25 protein-coding genes are annotated in these 21,020 nt (G+C 68.3%); 12 read left to right on the forward strand and 13 right to left on the reverse strand.

Going from position 1 to position 21,020, the window contains the following annotated elements; all coding sequences use genetic code 11:
• Positions 1-43: 43 nt before the first annotated feature.
• On the forward strand, positions 44-694 hold the full coding sequence (locus F3I16_RS00655; RefSeq protein ID WP_160491871.1) for an FKBP-type peptidyl-prolyl cis-trans isomerase: 651 nt from the start codon (positions 44-46) through the stop codon (positions 692-694).
• Positions 695-713: 19 nt separating this feature from the next.
• Here the strand turns inward: F3I16_RS00655 and rsd are convergent, their stop codons facing one another.
• The 9 genes from rsd to F3I16_RS00700 form a co-directional block, all read right to left on the reverse strand.
• Positions 714-1,187 (reverse strand): sigma D regulator, encoded by a 474-nt coding sequence (gene rsd / locus F3I16_RS00660; RefSeq protein WP_160491872.1) that lies wholly within the window; start codon positions 1,185-1,187, stop codon positions 714-716.
• A gap of 184 nt (positions 1,188-1,371) precedes the next feature.
• Positions 1,372-1,899, reverse strand: a complete 528-nt coding sequence (locus F3I16_RS00665; RefSeq protein ID WP_160491873.1) for a DUF3833 domain-containing protein — start codon at positions 1,897-1,899, stop codon at positions 1,372-1,374.
• 88 nt (positions 1,900-1,987) lie between these two features.
• A complete protein-coding gene (locus F3I16_RS00670; RefSeq protein ID WP_160491874.1) occupies positions 1,988-2,479 on the reverse strand; it encodes a disulfide bond formation protein B in 492 nt (163 codons plus the stop codon).
• 115 nt (positions 2,480-2,594) lie between these two features.
• Positions 2,595-3,830, reverse strand: coding sequence for a heme biosynthesis HemY N-terminal domain-containing protein (locus tag F3I16_RS00675; protein ID WP_160491875.1), 1,236 nt, complete (start codon positions 3,828-3,830; stop codon positions 2,595-2,597).
• Positions 3,827-4,936 carry a uroporphyrinogen-III C-methyltransferase gene (locus tag F3I16_RS21300; protein WP_160491876.1) on the reverse strand — a complete coding sequence of 370 codons (1,110 nt, stop codon included), beginning with the start codon at positions 4,934-4,936 and terminating at the stop codon, positions 3,827-3,829. The genes F3I16_RS00675 and F3I16_RS21300 overlap by 4 nt, the downstream gene beginning before the upstream one ends.
• Positions 4,933-5,736 carry a uroporphyrinogen-III synthase gene (locus F3I16_RS00685; RefSeq protein WP_160491877.1) on the reverse strand — a complete coding sequence of 268 codons (804 nt, stop codon included), beginning with the start codon at positions 5,734-5,736 and terminating at the stop codon, positions 4,933-4,935. Before F3I16_RS00685 ends, F3I16_RS21300 begins: the two co-directional genes overlap by 4 nt.
• Positions 5,733-6,674: a hydroxymethylbilane synthase gene (gene hemC, locus F3I16_RS00690; RefSeq protein WP_160492878.1), complete on the reverse strand. Its 942-nt coding sequence runs from the start codon at positions 6,672-6,674 to the stop codon at positions 5,733-5,735. The genes F3I16_RS00685 and hemC overlap by 4 nt, the downstream gene beginning before the upstream one ends.
• An 87-nt stretch (positions 6,675-6,761) precedes the next feature.
• Positions 6,762-7,508 (reverse strand): LytTR family DNA-binding domain-containing protein, encoded by a 747-nt coding sequence (locus F3I16_RS00695; RefSeq protein ID WP_160491878.1) that lies wholly within the window; start codon positions 7,506-7,508, stop codon positions 6,762-6,764.
• Positions 7,505-8,587, reverse strand: coding sequence for a sensor histidine kinase (locus tag F3I16_RS00700; protein ID WP_160491879.1), 1,083 nt, complete (start codon positions 8,585-8,587; stop codon positions 7,505-7,507). The genes F3I16_RS00695 and F3I16_RS00700 overlap by 4 nt, the downstream gene beginning before the upstream one ends.
• A gap of 358 nt (positions 8,588-8,945) precedes the next feature.
• On the opposite strand from F3I16_RS00700, the gene argH reads away from it, so the two are divergent.
• The 7 genes from argH to F3I16_RS00735 all read left to right on the forward strand — a co-directional run bounded on the left by argH (position 8,946) and on the right by F3I16_RS00735 (position 15,744).
• Entirely contained in the window at positions 8,946-10,340 is a 1,395-nt protein-coding gene (gene argH / locus F3I16_RS00705) for an argininosuccinate lyase (RefSeq protein ID WP_160491880.1), read from the forward strand.
• Positions 10,341-10,398: 58 nt separating this feature from the next.
• Positions 10,399-10,878 carry a GNAT family N-acetyltransferase gene (locus F3I16_RS00710; RefSeq protein WP_160491881.1) on the forward strand — a complete coding sequence of 160 codons (480 nt, stop codon included), beginning with the start codon at positions 10,399-10,401 and terminating at the stop codon, positions 10,876-10,878.
• A 20-nt stretch (positions 10,879-10,898) separates the two neighbouring features.
• A complete protein-coding gene (locus F3I16_RS00715) occupies positions 10,899-11,174 on the forward strand; it encodes a hypothetical protein (protein ID WP_160487760.1) in 276 nt (91 codons plus the stop codon).
• 182 nt (positions 11,175-11,356) lie between these two features.
• On the forward strand, positions 11,357-11,599 hold the full coding sequence (locus F3I16_RS00720; protein ID WP_160491882.1) for a TIGR02647 family protein: 243 nt from the start codon (positions 11,357-11,359) through the stop codon (positions 11,597-11,599).
• Between the two features lie 146 nt (positions 11,600-11,745).
• The gene (locus F3I16_RS00725) at positions 11,746-14,598 is read left to right on the forward strand and encodes a class I adenylate cyclase (RefSeq protein ID WP_160491883.1); all 2,853 of its coding nucleotides are present in this window, start codon (positions 11,746-11,748) and stop codon (positions 14,596-14,598) included.
• 18 nt (positions 14,599-14,616) lie between these two features.
• Entirely contained in the window at positions 14,617-15,306 is a 690-nt protein-coding gene (locus tag F3I16_RS00730) for a hypothetical protein (protein WP_160491884.1), read from the forward strand.
• Positions 15,307-15,492: 186 nt separating this feature from the next.
• Positions 15,493-15,744, forward strand: a complete 252-nt coding sequence (locus F3I16_RS00735) for a hypothetical protein (protein WP_160491885.1) — start codon at positions 15,493-15,495, stop codon at positions 15,742-15,744.
• Position 15,745: 1 nt separating this feature from the next.
• Here the strand turns inward: F3I16_RS00735 and rnk are convergent, their stop codons facing one another.
• The 4 genes from rnk to F3I16_RS00755 all read right to left on the reverse strand — a co-directional run bounded on the left by rnk (position 15,746) and on the right by F3I16_RS00755 (position 17,861).
• Positions 15,746-16,153 (reverse strand): nucleoside diphosphate kinase regulator, encoded by a 408-nt coding sequence (gene rnk, locus F3I16_RS00740; protein ID WP_160491886.1) that lies wholly within the window; start codon positions 16,151-16,153, stop codon positions 15,746-15,748.
• A gap of 113 nt (positions 16,154-16,266) precedes the next feature.
• The gene (locus F3I16_RS00745; RefSeq protein ID WP_160491887.1) at positions 16,267-16,467 is read right to left on the reverse strand and encodes a DUF1289 domain-containing protein; all 201 of its coding nucleotides are present in this window, start codon (positions 16,465-16,467) and stop codon (positions 16,267-16,269) included.
• Position 16,468: 1 nt separating this feature from the next.
• Positions 16,469-16,801 (reverse strand): iron donor protein CyaY, encoded by a 333-nt coding sequence (gene cyaY / locus F3I16_RS00750; protein WP_160077906.1) that lies wholly within the window; start codon positions 16,799-16,801, stop codon positions 16,469-16,471.
• A 10-nt stretch (positions 16,802-16,811) separates the two neighbouring features.
• Positions 16,812-17,861, reverse strand: coding sequence for an AraC family transcriptional regulator (locus F3I16_RS00755; protein ID WP_160491888.1), 1,050 nt, complete (start codon positions 17,859-17,861; stop codon positions 16,812-16,814).
• A gap of 171 nt (positions 17,862-18,032) precedes the next feature.
• Between F3I16_RS00755 and F3I16_RS00760 the strand changes: the two genes are divergently transcribed.
• Genes F3I16_RS00760 through F3I16_RS00775 form a run of 4 tightly spaced genes read left to right on the forward strand, consistent with a single transcriptional unit; the run spans position 18,033 to position 20,963 of the window.
• Complete coding sequence (locus tag F3I16_RS00760) at positions 18,033-18,170, forward strand: lipoprotein (protein WP_160077902.1); 138 nt, start codon at positions 18,033-18,035, stop codon at positions 18,168-18,170.
• A gap of 9 nt (positions 18,171-18,179) precedes the next feature.
• Positions 18,180-19,427 (forward strand): diaminopimelate decarboxylase, encoded by a 1,248-nt coding sequence (gene lysA, locus F3I16_RS00765; RefSeq protein WP_160491889.1) that lies wholly within the window; start codon positions 18,180-18,182, stop codon positions 19,425-19,427.
• Positions 19,428-19,437: 10 nt separating this feature from the next.
• Positions 19,438-20,268, forward strand: a complete 831-nt coding sequence (gene dapF, locus F3I16_RS00770) for a diaminopimelate epimerase (RefSeq protein WP_160491890.1) — start codon at positions 19,438-19,440, stop codon at positions 20,266-20,268.
• On the forward strand, positions 20,265-20,963 hold the full coding sequence (locus tag F3I16_RS00775) for a DUF484 family protein (RefSeq protein ID WP_160077896.1): 699 nt from the start codon (positions 20,265-20,267) through the stop codon (positions 20,961-20,963). The genes dapF and F3I16_RS00775 overlap by 4 nt, the downstream gene beginning before the upstream one ends.
• Positions 20,964-21,020: the final 57 nt, after the last annotated feature.

The following is a 21,020-nucleotide window of genomic DNA, read 5'->3' on the forward strand; positions in this document are numbered from 1 at the left end:
GCACTGGCATAATCGGCCGCACCTCCCTGCCGAGATCGCCCCGATGCCCCGCTGTTCCGTGCTTCTGCTCTGCCTGTTTCCGACGCTGTTGGCGGCAGCACCGCAGCCGGATGATCTGGCCTACAGCCTGGGCGCCCGCCTGGGCGAGCGCTTGCGCAGCGAAGTGCCCGACCTGCCGCTATCGGCGCTGCTCGACGGCCTGCGCCAGGCCTACCGCGGCGAGCCCCTGCGCCTGCCCGCGGAGCGTATCGACAGCCTGCTCAACGAGCACGAAGCCCAGTTGCAGCGGCACAGCACGGCCGCGCGCCACGAGCAGGCGCAAGCCGCGGAGCGACGCTTTCTGGCGGCGGAAAAAGCCAAGGCCGGGGTGCGTGAACTGGAAGGTGGCGTGCTGGTGCAGGAGCTGCGTGCCGGTACCGGCAGCAGCCCGCACAGGAGCGGCCGGGTGCAGGTGCACTACCGTGGCGAGCTGGCCGATGGCAGCCTGTTCGACCAGAGCGAAGGCGCCCAGTGGTTTCGCCTCGACAGCCTGATCCATGGCTGGCAGACGGCCTTGCTGGCCATGCCGGTGGGCGCCAAATGGCGGGTGGTAATTCCCGCCGAACAGGCCTATGGCCAGGCAGGCGCCGGCGACCTGATTCCGCCGGATGCGCCGCTGGTCTTCGAGCTGGAACTGCTCGACGTCGCCGACTGAAGGCCGGCCCGCGCGCCCTTCAGACCGGGGCCGCGGCCTGCTGCTGATGGGCGTTGTGCAGCACTTCGATCAGGCAGTCTTCCAGCTCGAAGCGCTCGTGCAGCAGCTGTCCCAGACGCTTCAGCTCGGCGGCCAGCGATGCGGTATCGCGGCAGTCGCCGTTGTCGCAGCGGTCATTGAAGGCCAGCGCGACTTCGGTGATCGCTTCGATGCGCGGGTAGATCTGCTTGGCCAGATCCAGGCCGCGCTGATCGCCGAAGGCCTTGGCCTCGCCGGTCAGCTGCTCGTAGACCTCGAAGTGGCCGGCCGACACGTAGTCGACGAGGATTTCGCAGAAGCGCAGCAAGTCCTGGGCATTGGCCGCGGGAGCCTGGGGTTTATCACTGAGGGCGCTATAGGCATTGACCAGTTCATGGCGTTCTTGCAGCCAGCGGTCGATCAGCTGGTGTACTCCACCCCATCGTTCCTGGGCGTTCTGGCAGCTCTCGAGCATGATGTTCTCACTTCCCTACTAGTGAATGCTGGTGTACCGCAGCCCCGAGCCGGTTATTTGGCATCTTGGGCAATCTCGGACAATAACTCGACGCAGTGCCGGATTAATGACGAGGCGTGGAGCCAGAGTATGCCCGCCAGCTCCCGCCAGCAAGTCACCTTGATCAGGAAGTTTCTTCACCCCTTCATTTTGCCGGCTTATGGAAGCTCAGCGTGACCTCGCCCAGGTCGACGCCCCACTTGGACATGCGGGCACGATTGAGCATCACCCGCCCGTCCATGAGGAACATCCAGTCATCGAAATCGACCACATAGCGCTCACCATCGACCTTGAGCAGTAGCTGGTAACGCCAGTGCAAGGCGTTGCCGGACACTTCGCCGATGGCCTCGCCGAGCACATCCGCGGCGCTGCCGCGCCAGCTGCCGTCGGCCTGGCGCCGCAGGGTCCAGACGCGCCGTTCGGTGCTGCCGTCGCTGTAGGTGAAGCGTTCGTCGAGGGTGCCGACGTCGCCCTGCCAAGTTCCCGTGAGGGCGACATGGAAACGCCTGACCACTTCCCCGGAACGGTTCTGGAACATGCCCCAGGCTTCCAGGTCGCCGTTCAGGTAGTCGGACAACTCCAGGGCAGGTTGCTGCGCGGCATACTGGCGGATGTCCGGGCCTGTGCAGCCGGCGATCGACAGGAGCAGAAGCAGGCCGAGAAAGAAGCGCATGAGCGAGTCCCCGTATTGGTGCAGGAAGGGGGACTATGCAGGGAGGGTGGAGCGCCGGCAAACGCGGAGCGTTACCGGCTATTGCCGATCAGCGGCGGCGCAGCAGCTGGAACAGGCCGAACAGGACCATGCCGGCGAAGGCCAGCAGGCTCCACTCCGGCACGCTCAGGCCGAACAGGGTCCAGGTCACTTCGGCGCAATCAGCGGTGCCGTGGAACACCAGGCGCACGATTTCCTGCAACGGCAGGGCATCGAGCATGAACTCCAGGCTCGGCAGGCAGGCCTCCAGCTGATCGGGCGGCACGCTCTGCAGCCAGATCTGGCGCCAGGCCGTACCGCCACCGACCAGGGCGAACAGCAGCGCCAGCCCGGCGTACAGGCGCCGGCCGAGCAGCCCCGGGCCATGAATCGCGGCGACCAGGCAGACCAGGGCGAAGAGGATCACGCAGACCCGCTGGACGATGCACATAGGGCAGGGCTCGAGGCCGACCACATGCTCCAGATACAGCGCGCCGCCCATCAGGCCCAGACAACCGAGGAAGGCGAGGAGAAACAGGTTACGCGGGGCGGCCAAGGCCATGGGGACTCCGAAGCAGGCGGCAAAGGCGGTTACGGTAGAGGAAAGCCGAGCGGGCTTTCAAGGCAACGCGCGGCCCCTAGTCCGTGACCAGGTGCCGCACGTCTCGCCGTGCCGCTCAGCCGTGGGCCGGCTGAGGCAGCTGCGGCAACGGCTGCGCGAGCAGGCCGAGGCTTTCCTGCAGCAGCCGGTTGCTCTGCTGCAGATCGCCCTGGTGCGCCAGCAGCCGTGCCAGCTCAGCACAGGTTTCCGCGCTGCGGGAAAACTCCAGGCTGATCTCGAAATACTCGCGCGCCTTGCCCCACAGGTTGTTCTGCAGGCACAGACGGCCCAGGCTGAGCAGCAGCACCGGGTCCTGCGGCTGCTGCTTGAGCAGCCCTTCGGCGGTCTGCAGCTGGCGCAGCGGGTCACGCCCGCGGAGCATGCCGTAGCAACGCACCAGACGACTGTCGTAGCCCTGCTTGAGGGCCTTGCGCAGTACCTCCTCGGCCTCTTCCTGGGCGCCCAGGGCATGCAGCTGACGGGCATAGGCGAGAACCAGCTCCGGCTCGCCGCGCTGCGCCGAAGACAGCTGTTGCCAGGCACTGCTCAGCGGCTGCAGGGCCGTCTCGCCCTGGTTCAATCCGGCTTCCCCGGCGGCCTGCAGGCGCCCGCGCCAGACCCGGCGCTCCAGCTCCGCCAGCTCCGCGCTCAGCAGCACCTTGCCCTTGCGCAGCTCGGGTAGCAGGTCGAGCAGCGCCGACCAGTCTTCCCGCGCCAGCAACAGGCTCTGCAGCTGGCGCAGGACCTGGCGGTGCTGCGGATGGCGCTGGCGCATCACCTGCAGGGTTTCCAGGGCGGCAGTCGCCTCGCCACGGGCCTGCTGCAGCTCGGCATGGGTCAGGGCGATCGCCAGCTCGGCCTGCGGCTGGCGCTGCAGGGCGCGTTCGAGGAACGCATCGCTCTGCTCGTGGTCGCCCAGCTGCTGCGCCGCGCGGGCCGCGCCGAGGTAATACATCAGCGGCTGCGGCTCGCCCTCGGCGGCACGCTGCAGGTGACGCACCGCGCGCTCCCAGCGGCCTTCGGCGAGGTCCAGCAGACCCTTGTCGGCGGCCAGTTGCCGGCGCTTGCCGTGGTTGCGCCGCGACCAGGGGTTGAGCAGGCCGCCGGAAACGTTGAGCAGGCGCCACAGCCAGCGCAGCCCCCACACCAGCAGCCAGGCCAGCAGCACCAGCAGGAGAAACACCCACAGGCTGGACTCGTAGCGGAAGTTCTTCCAGGCGATCAGCACGTAGCCGCTGTGCTCGACGATCGCCAGGCCCAGCAGGGTGGCTCCGCTCACCGCCAGGAGCAGCAGGAGAATGGCGCGGATCATTGCCCGGCCTCCTCGGTATCCACCGCTTCCGGCAGCAGCTCGCGGGCCTCGCGCTGCTTGAGGTAGGCCTGCAGGGTATTCAGCGCGCCATCCAGGCTGGGCGGCTGGCTGACCACGGGCAGCTCGCTCAGTTCGCCGATGCGCTGCTGCATGGCCTTGACCGCTTGGTTGTCGCGGTCGAAATAGCTGTCCAGCACGTTGTGGGCAGAGGCCAGCGCCTGCTTGTAGACGTCCGCCTGGCCATTCAACGCGCCCCACTGCGCCTGCTCCAGGGCCAGGGCCAGGGTCAGCCGCACCTGGGCCAGGCTCTGCCCGGCCAGCAGCGGACGCACGTCCTGGTCGGCCTGCAGGTCGAGGCGCACATAGCGCGACAGCTGCGCCCACAGGTCGGCCCAGCGGCTGCTGTCACTGGCACTCGCCGCCGTCGGCACCTCGGCCGGCAGGATGTATTCGGGGGCCAGCATCTGCAGCTGGTCGACCTGGCCGCGCAAGGCCGCGAGCTGCAGGAACAGGCCGCTGCGATCGACCTGCGGCAGGCTGCGCAGGGCTTCCAGCACCTTGATCAGTTCGCCGCGGGCGGCGAAGGCCTGCGGATCGTCCTGGGCCTGGAGGATGGTGTCGGCGCCCTGCACCAGCGCCGTGGCGCTGTTGACGTCCTGCAGCGCGCTGAGGCGCAGCATGGCCAGGCGCAGCAGGTGCTCGGCCTCGGCCAGGCGCCAGTCTTCGCGGCTCTTGCCGAGCAGGCTGGCGAGGTTGCGCGCCAGGCGCTGCTGGTCGCCCTGCAGGCTGACCAGCAGCTCGCGCTGGGTCGCCAGCTGGTCTGCCGTGGGCAGACCCTGCAGGCGCGTGGCCACGTCTGCCCGGCTCTGCTCCAGCTGCTGGCGGGTCGCCTCGCCGACCTGCTGCAGCTGCGTGAGCTGCTGCGCGGCCCGGCCCTGCTGCAGGTACAGCTGCCAGCTGCTCCAACCCCCGGCGGCCAGGCCGGCGGCGCCGACCAGCAAGGCCAGTGCGGCCAGGCCGCGGCCCCTCGGCTTGGCGGCCACGGGCGCCGGCTGACGGGAAACGTCCGGGGTGGGTTCGCTGATCTGCGGGGCTGTTTCGCTCACATGTCCATCCTTTGCATCAGAGGGGCCGGCGCCGGGCTTGCGCGCAAGGCCGCCAGAACAGCCGCAGCACTGGCGCCGCGACAATCGATAGGGTGCAGGGCGCCGGCCGCGCGGGCCAGGGCGGCCACCCGCGGGCTGGGCACCAGCAAGGGTAGCCGAGCCAGCTCCGGCCAGGCAGCCCCGGCCAGTTGCTGCAGGTGTTCGAGGCTCTGCGCACTGCTGACCAGCAGGGCATTCAGGCGTTCCCCGCGCACCCGCTGCAGCAGGCTGCCGGCCGGGTAGGACGGCAGCACGCGGCGATACAGCTGCAGATAGTCAACCCGCGCACCACGGCCACGCAAGGTCTCGGCCAGCAGTTCGCGCCCGCCTTCGCCACGCAGGATCAGCACCCGCGGGCTCGGCACGGCCAGCGCTTGCTCGAGGTCGGCCAGGGCCAGCAGGGCCTCGCTGTCATCGCTCGCGGCCGGATAAGTGGCGCGCTGGCCGTGGGGCAGCAGGTAATCATCGAGGATCTGCGCGGTGGCCGCACCGACGCTGAACCAGCGCGGGCCGGCCGGCGGCCTGGGCCAATGCCTCTGGAGCCGCTCCAGGCCCAGGCGGGCGGCCGGCTTGCTGACGACTATCACCGCGCAGTAGCCATCCAGCTCGAGCAGCAGGGAGCGCTGCTCGGCGGTTTCGTCCAGGGTCTCGATCTCCAGCAGCGGCAGGCTGCTGCTGTATACGCCGGCGGCGCCCAGCGTTGCCGCCAGGGCCGCATTCTCGGCGGCCGGGCGGGTCAGCAGCAGGCGCCAGCCGGTCACTCGGCCGCGGCCTCGCCGTACACCGCCTGGAGAATCGCGGCGGCGCCCTGCGCCAGCAGCTGCTCGGCCACCTGCACGCCCAGCGCTTCGGCCTGGGCCCGCGGCGCACGGGCCTCGGCACGCAGCAGCTGGCCGCCGTCGGGCTGGCCGACCAGACCGCGCAGCCACAACTGATCGCCTTCGAGCAGGGCGTAGCAGGCGATCGGCACCTGGCAACCGCCATTGAGGTGCTTGTTCAGCGCCCGCTCGGCAGTCACCCGGTCGGCGCTATCGACATGGTGCAGGGACGCCAGCAGCGCGTGCACGTCGCTGTCGGCGCTGCGGCACTCGATGCCCACCGCGCCCTGGCCGCCGGCCGGCAGGCTGTCCTCGGCGCTGATCGAGGAACGGATGCGCGCCGCGAAACCGAGGCGGATCAGCCCGGCCGCGGCGAGGATGATGGCGTCGTACTCGCCGGCATCCAGCTTGGCCAGGCGGGTGTTGACGTTGCCACGCAGGAACTGGATCTTCAGGTCGGGCCAGCGTGCCAGCAGCTGGGCCTGGCGGCGCAGGCTGGAGGTGCCGACCACGCTGCCGGCCGGCAGCTCGTCGAGGCTGGCGTAGGTGTTGGAGACGAAGGCATCGCGCGGATCTTCCCGCTCGCAGATGCAGAACAGGCCGAGGCCCGCGGGAAAGTCCATCGGCACATCCTTCATCGAATGCACGGCGATGTCCGCCTCGTTCTCCAGCAGGGCCGTCTCCAGCTCCTTGACGAACAGGCCCTTGCCGCCGATTTTCGCCAGCGGCGCATCGAGCAGCTTGTCGCCGCGACTGACCATCGGCACCAGGCTGACCTTGAGGCCGGGATGCGCCTGCTCCAGGCGCGCCTTGACGTATTCGGCCTGCCACAGGGCCAGGGCACTCTTGCGGGTAGCAATGCGGATTTCGCGGGACATGATCACTTCCGGAAACTGAACTGCCGGGAATGATAACAGGCTGCGCCGGCTCTGGCCGGCGCCGGATTGCCGCGCTCGGGCAATCCGCTGCTAGAGGTTGTGCATCAGCTTGCGGACACCGGCGACATGCCGGCGGCTGACGGTCAGGGCCTCGCCGCCCATGCCCTTGAGGAACAGCTGGAAATGCCCCAGCGGCGTGCGCTGCAGGCGCTCGATGCGCTCACGCGCGACCAGGGCATTGCGGTGGATACGCACGAAGCGCTCGCCGAACTCGTCTTCCAGCGCCTTCAACGGCTCGTCCAGCAGCACTTCGCCGCCCTCGTGGCGCAGGGTCACGTACTTGTGGTCGGCGATGAAGAAGATCACGTGTTCCAGCGGAATCAGCTCGATGCCTTTGCGCGTACGCGCACTGATGTGGCTGCGCGGGCCGGCCCCATTGGCACCGGCCGGGCGGGTCAGGGCGGCGAGCTGCACGCGATTGGGCCGCTCGGCCTTCTTCAGCGCGGCCGCCAGGGCCTCGGGGCGCACCGGCTTGACCAGGTAGCCGACGGCGCTGACGTCGAAGGCCTCCAGGGCGAATTCGTCGTGGGCGGTGCAGAAGATCACCGCCGGCGGCGCCTCGCGCTCGCACAGCTTGGCGGCCACCTGCAGGCCATCGAGGCCGGGCATGCGGATGTCCAGCAGCACCACGTCGGGCTTCAGGCTGTCGATCAGGGCCAAGGCCTCTTCACCATTGCCAGCCGCGGGTTCGAGGACACGATAACCTTCGAGTTCGCCAACCAGTCGGCTGAGGCGCTCGCGGGCAAGGGGTTCGTCATCGACGATCAGCACATTCATATTGCTCTGGCTTCCTGCGTGAGTCTCTCACATGGATAGCGTAGACAGGTGAAGTGGCGCCCGTCACGGCGATCCACGCTAAGACTTGCGCGCGGCCCGAAAAGTGCCGCCAGACGCGCGTCTATATTCACCAACGCCTGCTGGGTACCGCGCGACGGTTGCCGCTCGGCGCCCTCGTCATAGGGGTTGCTCACACAAAGCAGGAACACCCCGTCTTCATACTGCGCCTCGACCCGCACCAGGCCACCTTCGATGCGCGGCTGGATGCCGTAGATCAGGGCATTTTCCAGCAGCGGCTGCAAGGTCAGTTGCGGAATCGGCAAATCATCCGGTACTGCGTCCACCTGCCAATCCAACTGTAGCCGGTCGCCGAGCCGGTATTGCTCGATCGACAAATATCTTCGCGCCAGCTCCAGCTCCTCGCGCCAGGGCACCAGGGTGCCGGGCTTGGCCAGGCTGGCGCGAAACAGGTCGGACAGGTCGAGCACCGCCTGCTCGGCCTTGAACGGATCGACCACCACCAGGCTGGCGATGCTGTTCAGGCTGTTGAACAGGAAGTGCGGACGGATCCGCGCCTGCAAGGCCTCGATCCGGGCGCGCAGCTCGGCCTGCTGCTGCCTGCGCCACTGGCTCTGTAAGTAAAAGTAGCGCAACAACAGGGCCGACATTATCAGGCTGATCAAGGCATGGCGCAGATACAGGTTGACCTCGCCATTGCGCGGCAACGGCCCGCCCAGCTCGAAGTAGTCCGCCACCGCGGTGCAGGCCAGGGCCAGGCCGACCACCATGGCGCAGCACAGGGTGCCGGCCACGGCCGCGCGCAGGCTGGCCAGCAGGGGCCGCAGGCGACACAGCAGGCCGGCCGAGAGCAGCACGATCCACTGCACGAACAGCGAGGTCATGGCCAGGCGCACCCAGTTGAAGCCCGGCTGCATGGGCTCGGACAGCACCAGCACCAGCACCAGCAGCTCGGCGAGCAGCACCATGCTCAGCAGCGCCTCGGGCTGGCACAGTTCCGGCAGGAAAAAATCGTCGTCCGGAGCCAGGGTACGGCCCTTGTTGAACCAGTTGATTTGCATCCCGGCAGTTTCCTTGTCCGCCCGCCAACCAGCAAGCCAGAGCGCTGCGGGCGGACGAAATTAGGGGCCCAAGTGGCATGCCGAGCGCAAAACTGTGAGCCCGGCGACATTTTCCTAGGACCTGTTTACGATCTTTTGAGCTAGAGCCAGGCAAGGCGAAATTGGGCGAGGGCGCGGAGTTTACGAGCTGTAAATGAGCAGCCCGAGCCCGATTTCAACGCAGCATGGCCGACGATCAAGAGATCGTAGACAGGTTCTTCGAGCAGGGCAGAGCCTCGGCTTTCCTAGCAAGGCTGTTATTATCGGCACACTTTACCGTTCCGCAGGCAACGCGCCTGCCTTTCCCGCGAGTTCCGCCATGAGCACCGAGAAAACCAACCAGTCCTGGGGCGGCCGCTTCAGCGAGCCGGTCGACGCCTTCGTCGCCCGTTTCACCGCCTCCGTCGAGTTCGACAAGCGCCTCTATCGCCACGACATCATGGGTTCCATCGCCCACGCCAGCATGCTGGCCAAGGTCGGCGTGCTGACCATGGATGAGCGCGACGCCATCGAGGCCGGCCTCAAGCAGATCCAGGGCGAGATCGAAGCCGGCCAGTTCGACTGGCGCGTCGACCTGGAAGACGTGCACATGAACATCGAGGCGCGCCTGACCGACCGCATCGGCGTTACCGGCAAGAAGCTGCACACCGGGCGCAGCCGCAACGACCAGGTGGCCACCGACATCCGCCTGTGGCTGCGCGACGAGATCGACCTGATCCTCGCCGAAGTCACTCGCCTGCAGCAGGGCCTGCTCGGCCTGGCCGAGCGTGAAGCCGACACCATCATGCCCGGTTTCACCCACCTGCAGACCGCCCAGCCGGTGACCTTCGGCCATCACCTTTTGGCCTGGTTCGAGATGCTCAGCCGCGATTACGAGCGCCTGGTCGACTGCCGCAAGCGGGTCAACCGCCTGCCGCTGGGTTCGGCCGCGCTGGCCGGCACCACCTACCCGATCGCCCGCGAGATCACCGCCGAACTGCTGGGTTTCGACGCCGTTGGCGGCAACTCGCTGGACGGCGTGTCCGATCGCGACTTCGCCATCGAATTCTGCGCCGCCGCCTCCCTGGCGATGATGCACCTGTCGCGCTTCTCCGAAGAGCTGGTGCTGTGGACCTCCGCGCAGTTCCAGTTCATCGACCTGCCCGATCGCTTCTGCACCGGCTCCTCGATCATGCCGCAGAAGAAGAACCCGGACGTGCCGGAGCTGGTGCGCGGCAAGACCGGCCGGGTGTTCGGCGCCCTGATGGGCCTGCTGACCCTGATGAAGGGCCAGCCGCTGGCCTACAACAAGGACAACCAGGAAGATAAGGAACCGCTGTTCGACGCCGCCGACACCCTGCGCGACAGCCTGCGCGCCTTCGCCGACATGGTTCCGGCGATCAAGCCCAAGCGCGAGATCATGCGCGAGGCGGCCCGCCGCGGCTTCTCCACCGCCACCGACCTGGCCGACTATCTGGTGCGCAAGGGTCTGCCGTTCCGCGACTGCCACGAGATCGTCGGCCACGCGGTGAAGTACGGCGTGCAGAGCGGCAAGGACCTGGCCGAGATGAGCCTGGACGAGCTGCGCCAGTTCAGCACCGAGATCACCGACGACGTGTTCGCCGTGCTGACCCTGGAAGGCTCGGTCAATGCCCGCGACCATATCGGCGGCACCGCGCCGAACCAGGTGCGCGCCGCCGTGGCCCGTGGCCAGCAACTGCTGGCCAGCCGCTGAGCCCACGGCTTGCGGGGGCGCCGAGCGGCGCACCCGCGGGCCCCGAATGGAGCGCCAGATGCCGCTGCATATCCGCCCCGCCAACCGTGACGACGCCGCGCTGATCCTGCGCCTGATCACCGACCTGGCCATCTACGAGAAGGCCGAGCACGAAGTCAAAACCGACGTCGCCGGCATCCAGGCCAGCCTGTTCGGCGCCGGCAGCACTGCCCACGCACTGATCTGCGAGCGCGATGGCCAACCGATCGGCTACGCCGTGTACTTCTTCAACTACTCGACCTGGCTGGGCCGACACGGCCTGTACCTGGAAGACCTGTACATCAGCCCCGAACAGCGCGGCGGCGGTGCCGGCAAGGCGCTGCTGCGGCACCTGGCGCAACTGGCCGTGAGCCAGGGCTGCGGCCGCTTCGAATGGGCGGTGCTGGACTGGAACCAGCCGGCCATCGACTTCTACCAATCGTTCGGCGCCAAGCCGCAGGACGAGTGGACCACCTACCGCCTGACCGGCCAGGCCCTGCGGGACTTCGCCGCCGGCTGAACGGCCCAGAGGGAATCACCATGAGCGAACACGACGAGCACGACGAAGAAGCCTTCGCCGAACAGACCCTGATCCAGGCCATCGAGAACCAGCTGGAAGCGGACAACCCGCCCGCGGCCAAGGCCACCCTGAACAAGCTGACCCTGGTCGGCTACGAGCGCGAGGAAATCCTCCAGCTCATGGCCCTGGTGCTGGCCCACGAGATCGACGCCATGCTGCGCGACGACCGCCCGTTCGATAGCGCCTGGTACGAACAGGCCCTGCGCGCCCTGCCGGAGCTGCCGGGCGAGGACTGAGGCACGTCCACAGCCGCTTTCAGGCCGCCACCCTGCTACAACCTTTCGCCCGGGGCATGCGCCAGATCAAGCGCACTGGCCTCTATCGGCAGATACTCACTCGGTGGCAGCATGAGCAGACGGCAGACTGAAACCTGCCCGCTACACTGCACATTGGCCCCCTCACAAGACCCGGAGTCCCTATGGCCTACACCCCCGATTTGGTTGCCGAGCTGGAAATCCTCGCGCTGTACAACCTGGACAACGTGCAAGAAGGCATCAAGGTACACAACACCGCCACCCCGAAAGCCCAGGCGGCGATCACCCGCCTGCACCAGAAAGGCCTGGTGACCCAGGCCGACGGCGGCTACCTGACCAGCCTCGGCCTGGATGCCGCGGAACATGCCCAGGCCCTGCTGACCATCCTCCACCCGCAACCCGCCTGATCCGCCTGCACCGGCGGGTCGCCACGCGCACCCGCCGTCACCCGCCCCTACAGCCCCTCAGCCGACTGCCGATACAGCGAGCAAGGCCCCTGCCGCACGACCGCGCCGGCTGGTAGGCTTGCCTTCTCCACCGCTTCGAGCAGTACATGACGCGCACCCAGGAAATCCGCCCGGACATCAATGACGGCATCGACCGCAAGGTGCTGGCGCAGCTGCGCGCGCGCTTCCTGAAGATCAACGACGGGCGCCTGGCGCGGGCCATGCAGGCGCTGTCGACGCGCCAGCAGCTGGTACTCCGGCTGCTGCCGCTGCTGCTGCACGTGAACCACCCGCTGCTCCCCGGCTACGTGTCCGGCACCACCCCGGCCGGCCTGTGCGGCTTCGAACCGAGCGACGAGCTGCTCGCCGAGGCCACCCGCCTGACCCGCTCCTTCACCTACAAGCCGCGCCGCGGCAAGCCGGCGCTGCCGATCCACGGCCTGTTCCTGATGGGCAGCCTGGGCACCGTGGCCCAGGCCGAGCAGAGCGACATGGACCTCTGGCTGTGCCACGCGCCGGACCTGGACGGCCAGGCCCTGCACGAGCTGCGCAAGAAGTGCGACCTGCTCGAAGCCTGGGCCGCCACCCAGGGCGCCGAGGCGCATTTCTTCCTGGTCGACCCAGCCCGCTTCACCGCCGGCGACCGCGAAGACGCCCAGCTGACCTCCGACGACTGCGGCACCACCCAGCACTACCTGCTGCTCGACGAGTTCTACCGCACGGCGATCTGGCTCGGCGGGCGCACCCCGCTGTGGTGGCTGGTGCCGGTGTACGAGGAAGCCAACTACGCGGCCTACACCCACGCCCTGCTGAACAAGCGCTTCATTCGCGCCGAAGAGGTGCTCGACCTCGGCCACCTGGCGCGTATTCCGCCGGGCGAGTTCATCGGCGCCGGCATGTGGCAGCTGTTCAAGGGCATCGAGTCGCCCTACAAGTCGGTGCTCAAGCTGCTGCTCACCGAGGTCTACGCCAGCGAGCACCCGCGGGTGGAATGCCTGAGCCTGCGCTTCAAGCAGGCGGTGTTCGCCAACCGTCTCGACCTCGACGAGCTGGACGCCTACATCATGGTCTACCGGCGCCTGGAGGAGTACCTCATCGGCCGCGGCGAACGCGAGCGCCTGGAGCTGATCCGCCGCTGCCTGTACCTCAAGGTCAACAAGAAGCTCAGCAGTCCGCCGCGCAACCGCGCCAAGAGCTGGCAGCGCCTGCTGTTCGAGCGTCTGACCGGCGAGTGGCGCTGGAGCCAGCGCGAACTGGCGATGCTCGACAGCCGCAGCCAGTGGAAGGTACGCCAGGTCAGCGCCGAGCGCCGCGCGCTGGTCAACGAGCTGACCTACAGCTACCGCTTCCTCTCCCAGTTCGCCCGCAGCGAGCAGACCGGCAGCCAGCTCAACAGCCGCGACCTCGGCGTGCTCGGCCGGCGACTGTACGCCGCCTTCGAGCGCAAGGCCGGCAAGATCGAATTCATCAACCCGGGGATCGCCCCGGACCTGGCCGAAGACACCCTGACCCTGGTCCACAGCGCCAGCGCCGAGAGCGGCGGGGAAACCCAGTGGGCGCTGTACAACGGCAGCCTGACCGGCCAGGAATGGCCCGACTTCGCCCCGCTGAAACGCGCCCGCGAGCTGATCGAGCTGCTCGCCTGGTGCCACCGCAACGGCGTGATCGACAGCAGCACGCGCCTGTCGCTGCACCCCGGCAGCAGCGACCTGAGCGAATTCGAGCTGTCCAACCTGCTCACCAGCCTGCAACAGACCCTGCCGCTACCGCTGCCGCCGGTGGCCGAAGCGGCCCTGCTGCACGGCGCCGAGCCGGCCGAGGTACTGCTGCTGATCAACGTCGGCCTTGACCCGCTGAAGGCCCATAGCCAGCTCAACGTGCACATGACCAGCGGGCGCACCGACTCGCTGGGCTACTCGGGAGTGCGCGACAACCTGGTGCTGACCCTCGACCAGGTCAGCCTGAACAGCTGGAACGAGCTGCTGGTCAGCCGCTACGACGGCCCGAACGCCCTGCTCGACTGCCTGCGCGACTACCTCAACGCCCTGCCGGCCGACGGCCGCCGGCCGCGCCTGCGGGTGCGCTGCTTCTGCCGCAACCGCGCCAGCGCCATTGCCCAGCGCGTCGAGGAGCTGTTCCAGGATGTCCTCGCCAGCCTCGCCAGCCATCGCCACAGCCGCTACCTGCTGCAGGTGCAGCAGCGCTACCACGTGCTCGAGCTGCAGCCGGGCCAGGTCAGCCACGCTGTCCTGAGCGACCTGCCGATGCTGGTCGAACACCTCGGCGAGGAGCAGGCCGACTACAGCCCGCTGCAGGTCGACCGCTTCGCCCTGGAAGGCGAGGACCTGGCGCTGATCCTGCCCCAGGGCCGACCGGCGTGCATCCAGGTGTTCTACCGCCTGGACGGTGCGCAAGCCGAACTCAGCGTGCTCGACGAACACAATGCGCTGTGGCGCCAGCGCCTGCCGTACCGGGACGAGCAGAGCCTGCTCACTCCGCTGCAGCGCTTCCTGCAGTCGGTGCTGTACCGGCGCAATGCCCTGCTGCCGCTGGACGACCCGCTGCCGCCGGACGCCCTGGACGTGCTCTATTACGAGGTGCTGCCGGCACCACCGCAGCGCGCGCGCCAGCTCGAGCGCCGGGCACCGCCGCAGGCACCGGTGAGTCACCCGTTCTACGACGTGCAGGCCATCGTCGAGCCGGCCGACCAGGCCCGCGTGCACGTCACCCTGTACTGCAACCACCGCGAGTTTTCCGAGCTGGAATACGGCGCCGGGCTGTTCGCCGCGGTAGCCCGGCATATCCTCGCCCAGCGCCGCGAGGCCGAGCGCTACCCCTGCTACATCACCGATATCGACCTGTCGCGCATTCTCGGCGAAGGCCAGGCGCAGACCATCCACTACCTGCGCTATAAAGCCGAACTGGAAGGCGCGCTGAACCGCGCCCTGCAAAACGCCTGACCCGGCAAGGATGCCCCGATGACTGTCACCACCACACTGTTCGGCGCGGCCGCCCTCGGCGGCGGCTACTGGCTCTGGCGCAAGCTGCGCGGCCGGCAACGCGACGAGTTCATCGCCGCCTTCGAGTTTCCCGAGCGCCTGCGCAGCAAGCTGCTGGAGCGCTACCCGCACCTCACCCCGACGCAGACCGGCCAGGTGCTGCGCGGCCTGCGCGAATACTTCCAGCTGTGTCGCCTGGCCGAACGGCGCATGGTCGCCATGCCCTCGCAGGCGGTGGACGTGGCCTGGCACGAGTTCATCCTCTACACCCGCCAGTACCGGGCGTTCTGCCGCAAGGGCCTGGGACGCTTCCTGCACCATGTGCCCAACGACGCCATGCCTAACCCCCGCGCCGCCAGCGACGGCATTCGCCGGGCCTGGCGCCTGGCCTGTCTGCGCGAAGGCCTGGCACCGCGAGCCCCGGCCAGGATGCCCATGCTGTTCGCCCTGGATGCCGAGCTGGGGATCGCCGATGGCTTTCACTACCGCCTGGACTGCGGCGCCGCGCCCGGCAGCTACCAGGCCGGCGATGCCTACTGCGCCAGCCATATCGGCTGCGGCTCCGGATGCGCCGGAGGCTGTGGCGGCGACTCCGGTTCCTCCAGTGCGGGGGACGGGGGTGGGGACGGCGGAGGCTGTGGCGGGGGTTGCGGCGGCGGGGGAGACTAAGCCACAGGGGATAACAATCGATAGTACTGATAGTTACTACGCAGATTCAGCATTATTCAATCGATTCGTTTTGAGTGAACCTGACGCCATTCACCCCGGCGCAGGACTCCAGCCATGCCCCACTCCCTCGCACAGCACGCCAGCCGCAACCTGCTCGCCAGCATCCGTATCGGGGGCTAGGCGAGCATGCACCTTTCGCCCAGACGCACTCTCCTGCTGGCGGCCCTGCTGGCCCTCAGCAACGCGCCGGCGCTGGCCGGCAAAGGCGCGGTGGTCGGCGGCGGCGTGGCCCGCACCATCGAATGCAACCAGAGCCTGGCGCGCCAGTTGCAGCTCGACGAACGGCTCAAGCGCCTGCCGGGCAACCCGCCGGACCGCGGCCGGCAGCACTTCGCCGCGCTCTTCGACCTGCGCAGCCTGAACTGCCCGCGCGGCTGACTCAGCGGCTGTATTCGCCCGCCGCCTCCGGCTGGTATTCGACGGCCAGCAGGGTCAGCTTGAGCGTCTTGCCGCTGGGTGCCGGCCAGTCGATATGCTGGCCGACCGTCAGGCCGAGCAGCGCACAGCCGACCGGAGCGAGGATCGACACCGTGCCTTCGCCACCGGCGTCCTGCGGGTAGACCAGGGTCAGGTGATAGTCCTTGCCGCTGCTCTCCTCGCGGCAATGCACCCGCGAGTTCATCGTCACCACCCCGGCCGGCACCTCCGCGTGACCGACGACCTGCGCTCGCGCCAGCTCTGTTTCCAGCGCCTGGGCCGCCGGGCCGAAGTCCTCCAGACTGTCGAGCAGGCGCTCCAGGCGCTGCATGTCGAGACGGGTAATGGTGATGGCTGGGGTGCTGCTCATGGCGCTGGGCTATCTCCTGCTGGGGCCAGAAAAGCAAAACCCCGCCCGAAGGCAGGGTTTGCGAAGTAGGCAATGACCGTAACACAGGCAGCTAAATAAGCAAGACCGCGCGGTCACCAGGCCAGCGGCGGGCGCAGGCGCTGCTGCGCGGCCTGGCAGATCTGCCGGCGGCGCTGGCCATCGGCCCTGCCCCATTCGAGGATCTCGGCCAGGCTGCGGCCGCAGCCCAGGCACTGGTCGTGGTCGTCCAGGCAGCACTGCCGGCGGCAGGGCGACTCGACCGAGGCCGCGCCTTGCGGGTCCGCGCCCGGCAAATCAGAGCTCTTCGAACTCGAGCTGTTCACCAGCCTGCTCCAGGGTCACGCGGGCCAGCAGCTCGCCCAGCGGCTCTTCGCTGGTATCGCAGATCCACAGGCCCTGCGCCTCGTCGTAATCGAAGTGGAAACCGCCGGAGCGCGCCGCCACCCACAGCTGGCGGATCGGCTCCTGGCGGCTGAGGATCAGCTGGGTGCCGTTCTCGAAGCGCACGGTCAGCACCCCGGCGGAGTTTTCCAGATCGATGTCCATGTCGCTGTCGTCGAAAATATCTTCCACCGCCTCCTGGGCAGCATCGACCAGATCATGGAAACGGGCTTCGCTCAAACTCATTACAACGTCCTCAGGGCAGGGATGCGGGGTCGGCCAGGGTCAGCCGGTAGGCGCCGGGGCTTTGCCCGGTCCAGCGGCGGAAGGCGCGGGCCAGGGAGCCGGCCTCGCTGAAACCGACGAGGAAGGCGATTTCCGCCAGTTCCAGCGCCGGGTCGCGCAGATAATGCAGCACCAGCTGCTCGCGCGTCTCGTCGAGCAGCTGGCTAAAGGATAACCCGGCCTCACGCAAACGCCGCTGCAAAGTGCGCGGGCTGAGTTGCAGGGTCTGCGCCAGCAGCTCCAGGTCGGCGCCCTGCTCAGGCAGCTGGCGGGCCAGTTCGTGGCGCGCACGGTCGAGCACGCCGTGGCCCTGGCGCAGCTCGCCGAGCAGGCGGTCGGCGTGCGCATCGAGCAGCTGGCGCAGCTGCGCATCGGCCTGGCCCAGCGGCGTGGCGAGCAGGCGGCGAGGGAAGACCAGGGCGTTGTCGGCCTGCCCGAACAGCACCGGGCAGGCGAAGATGCGCTGGTACTCGCGCAGGTCGGCCGGCGCCGGATACTGGAAGCGCACCTCGGTGGGCGGAATCTGCAGGCCGCTGATCCAGTGGCCGAAGGTCAGCCAGCCGGCCAGGGTTTCCTCGGCATGCAGGCGCTGGTGCTGGGCCAGCATGGGGTGCCAGCGGTGCGCCACCTGCGGCTCCAGCCCTGGGCGCGGCGGCTCGTCGTCCAACTCGACGCGCCCCAGGTTGCCGACCAGGCTGGCATAGCGTGCCTGGCGGTGCAGGGCGTCGGCCAGGGTCGCACAGCTCATGATCAGGTAGCCGAGGACGCCGTAATAGCCGGGGCGAATCGCCTCGCCCAAGTGCAGGCCGAGCTGCTCGTCGCCGGTCAGGCGCACGCCCTCGGCGAGCAGCTCCAGGTAGGCACTGGCCGCCACACGCTGGTCGCGCTGGCCGAGAATCGCCGGGTTGAGCTGCACCCTGGCCAGCAATTCGCCGCTGTCGATGCCCTGGCGGGCGAGGTAATCCAGCAGGCCTTGCAGGTAGGCCACCGAGACAGAACTGGCGAGGGCGGGGCTTTCCATCACGACTCCGTTTTTAGTCGCATGCTAGCCGCAAAAGGGCTTGTACAGGCAAGCCCGGCGCGCCAGCGCAGGGGATCGCAGAGCCCGCCGGACGGGAATTCCGGCGCATAGGCAAGGTGGCGGGGGGTCGGTATACTCCAGCCCATTCATGATTTTGCAAAGGAATTCACCATGAAGCGCCTGCTGCTGCCCTTCATCGCGCTTGTCGTCGTTAGCGCCGCCCTCGCCGGCTGTGGCCAGAAAGGCCCGCTGTACCATCCGGACGACCAGAAAACCACGCAAGATCGCGACAAAGACGTCTTCCTCTAAGGGGGTTCCATGCAAGCCTTTACCAACCGCGACGGGCAACTGTTCGCGGAGGGCGTGGCCCTGTCCGCCATTGCCGAGCGCTTCGGCACGCCGACCTACGTCTACTCCCGCGCCCACATCGAGGCGCAGTACCGCGCCTATGCCGATGCCCTGGTGGGCATGCCGCATCTGGTCTGCTTCGCCGTCAAGGCCAACTCCAACCTCGGCGTGCTGAACGTCCTGGCGCGCCTCGGCGCCGGCTTCGACATCGTCTCCCGCGGCGAGCTGGAGCGCGTGCTGGCCGCCGGTGGCGATGCCGCGAAGATCGTCTTCTCCGGCGTCGGCAAGAGCCGTGACGACATGCGCCGCGCCCTGGAAGTCGGCGTGCACTGCTTCAACGTCGAGTCGGTGGACGAGCTGGAACGCCTGCAAGTGGTGGCCGCCGAGCTGGGCAAGACCGCGGCGATCTCGCTGCGGGTCAACCCGGACGTGGATGCCGGCACCCACCCGTACATCTCCACCGGCCTCAAGGAAAACAAGTTCGGCATCGACATCGAGCAGGCGCCGGCGGTCTACGCCCGCACCGCCGCCCTGCCGAACCTCGAGGTGATCGGCGTCGATTGCCACATCGGCTCGCAGCTGACCAGCCTGCCGCCCTTCCTCGACGCCCTCGAGCGCCTGCTGACGCTGGTCGACCAGCTGGCCGCACAAGGCATCCGCATCAAGCACCTGGATCTCGGTGGCGGCCTCGGCGTGCAGTACCGCGACGAGCAGCCACCGCTGGCCGGCGACTATATCGCCGCCGTGCGCGAGCGCATTGCCGGGCGCGACCTGGCCCTGGTGTTCGAGCCGGGCCGCTCCCTGGTGGCCAACGCCGGCGTGCTGCTGACCCGCGTGGAATACCTCAAGCACACCGCGCACAAGGACTTCGCCATCGTCGATGCGGCGATGAACGACCTGATCCGCCCGGCGCTGTACCAGGCCTGGATGGACGTCACCGCGGTGCAGCCGCGCACCGGTGAGGCGCGCCACTACGACCTGGTCGGGCCGATCTGCGAGACCGGCGACTTCCTGGCCAAGAACCGCGAACTGGTGCTGGCCGAAGGCGACCTGCTGGCCGTGCGTTCGGCCGGTGCCTACGGCTTCGTCATGAGTTCCAACTACAACACCCGCGGCCGCGCCGCCGAGGTGCTGGTGGATGGCGAACAGGCCTTCGAAGTGCGTCGTCGCGAAACCCTGGCCGAACTCTATGCCGGCGAAAGCCTGCTGCCACAGTGAGGGCGCAGCCATGCTTTTGCGCTTCACCAAGATGCACGGCCTCGGCAACGACTTCATGGTCCTCGACCTGATCAGCCAGCACGCGCATATCCAGCCCAAGCACGCCAAGGCCTGGGGCGACCGCCACACCGGCGTTGGCTTCGACCAGCTGCTGCTGGTCGAGGCGCCGAGCAACCCGGATGTCGACTTCCGCTACCGCATCTTCAATGCCGATGGCTCGGAAGTGGAGCAGTGCGGCAACGGCGCGCGCTGCTTCGCCCGCTTCGTCATCGACAAGCGCCTGACCGTGAAGAAGCAGATCCGCGTCGAGACCAAGGGCGGCATCATCGAACTGAACCTGCGCCCGGACGGCCAGGTCACCGTCGACATGGGCCCGCCGCGCCTCGACCCCAAGGTCATTCCGTTCCAGGCCGAAGCCGAGGCGCTGAGCTACCCGGTCGAGGTGGACGGGCAGCGCGTCGAGCTGGCCGCCGTGTCCATGGGCAACCCGCACGCCGTGCTGCGCGTCGCCGACCTCGACAACGCCCCGGTGCACAGCCTCGGGCCGCAGCTGGAACATCACCCGCGCTTCCCGCAGCGGGTCAATGTCGGCTTCCTCCAGGTCGTCGACCGCCAGCATGCGCGCCTGCGCGTGTGGGAACGCGGCGCCGGCGAGACCCAGGCCTGTGGCACCGGCGCCTGCGCCGCGGCCGTGGCGGCGATCCGCCAGGGCTGGATGGATTCGCCGCTGCAGCTGGAGCTGCCCGGCGGCAAGCTGTGCATCGAGTGGGCAGGCCCGGGTGAGCCGGTTATGATGACCGGACCCGCCGTTCGCGTGTACGAAGGACAAGTCCGTCTATGAGTGACAGCCAGGATTCGCCCGTTCCGCTCGACTCGGATGCCGTCGCCGCCTACCTGCGCCTGCACCCGGAGTTCTTCGTCGACCACGACGAGCTGATCCCCGAGCTGCGCATTCCGCACCTGCCGGGCGAAGCGGTGTCGCTGGTGGAGCGCCAGGTCAAGCTGCTGCGCGAGCGCAACATCGAGATGCGCCATCGCCTGTCGCAGCTGATGGACGTGGCCCGCGACAACGACCGCCTGTTCGACAAGACCCGCCGCCTGATCCTCGCCCTGCTCGATGCCGGCAGCCTGGAGGAAGTGGTCGGCGCCGCGGAAGACAGCCTGCGCCACGAGTTCCAGGTGCCCTTCGTCGGCCTGATCCTGTTCAGCGAATTCCCCCTGGGTGTCGGCCGCACGGTGACCAGCGCCGAAGCGCACCAGGCCATCGGCAGCCTGCTGGCAGGCGGCAAGACCACCTGCGGCGTGCTGCGCCCCGGCGAGCTGGAGTTCCTGTTCGGCGCCGCCGAGCAGGGCCAGGTCGGCTCCGCCGCCGTGGTTCCGCTCAGCTACCAGGGCCTGCACGGCGTGCTGGCCATCGGCAGCCCGGACCCGCAGCACTACAAGAGCAGCCTCGGCACCCTGTTCCTCGGCTACGTCGCCGAAGTACTGTCGCGCGTGCTGCCGCGCTTCGCCGCGCCGCTGCGCTCGGTCAGGTAAACGGCCCCGGCGGGCGGCAAGCACACAGGCCGGGCTGAACGCAGTCAACCCGATCAT

Origin of the sequence: Pseudomonas sp. L-22-4S-12 (genome assembly GCF_009799935.1) — a bacterium.
Classification (GTDB): Bacteria; Pseudomonadota; Gammaproteobacteria; order Pseudomonadales; family Pseudomonadaceae; genus Aquipseudomonas.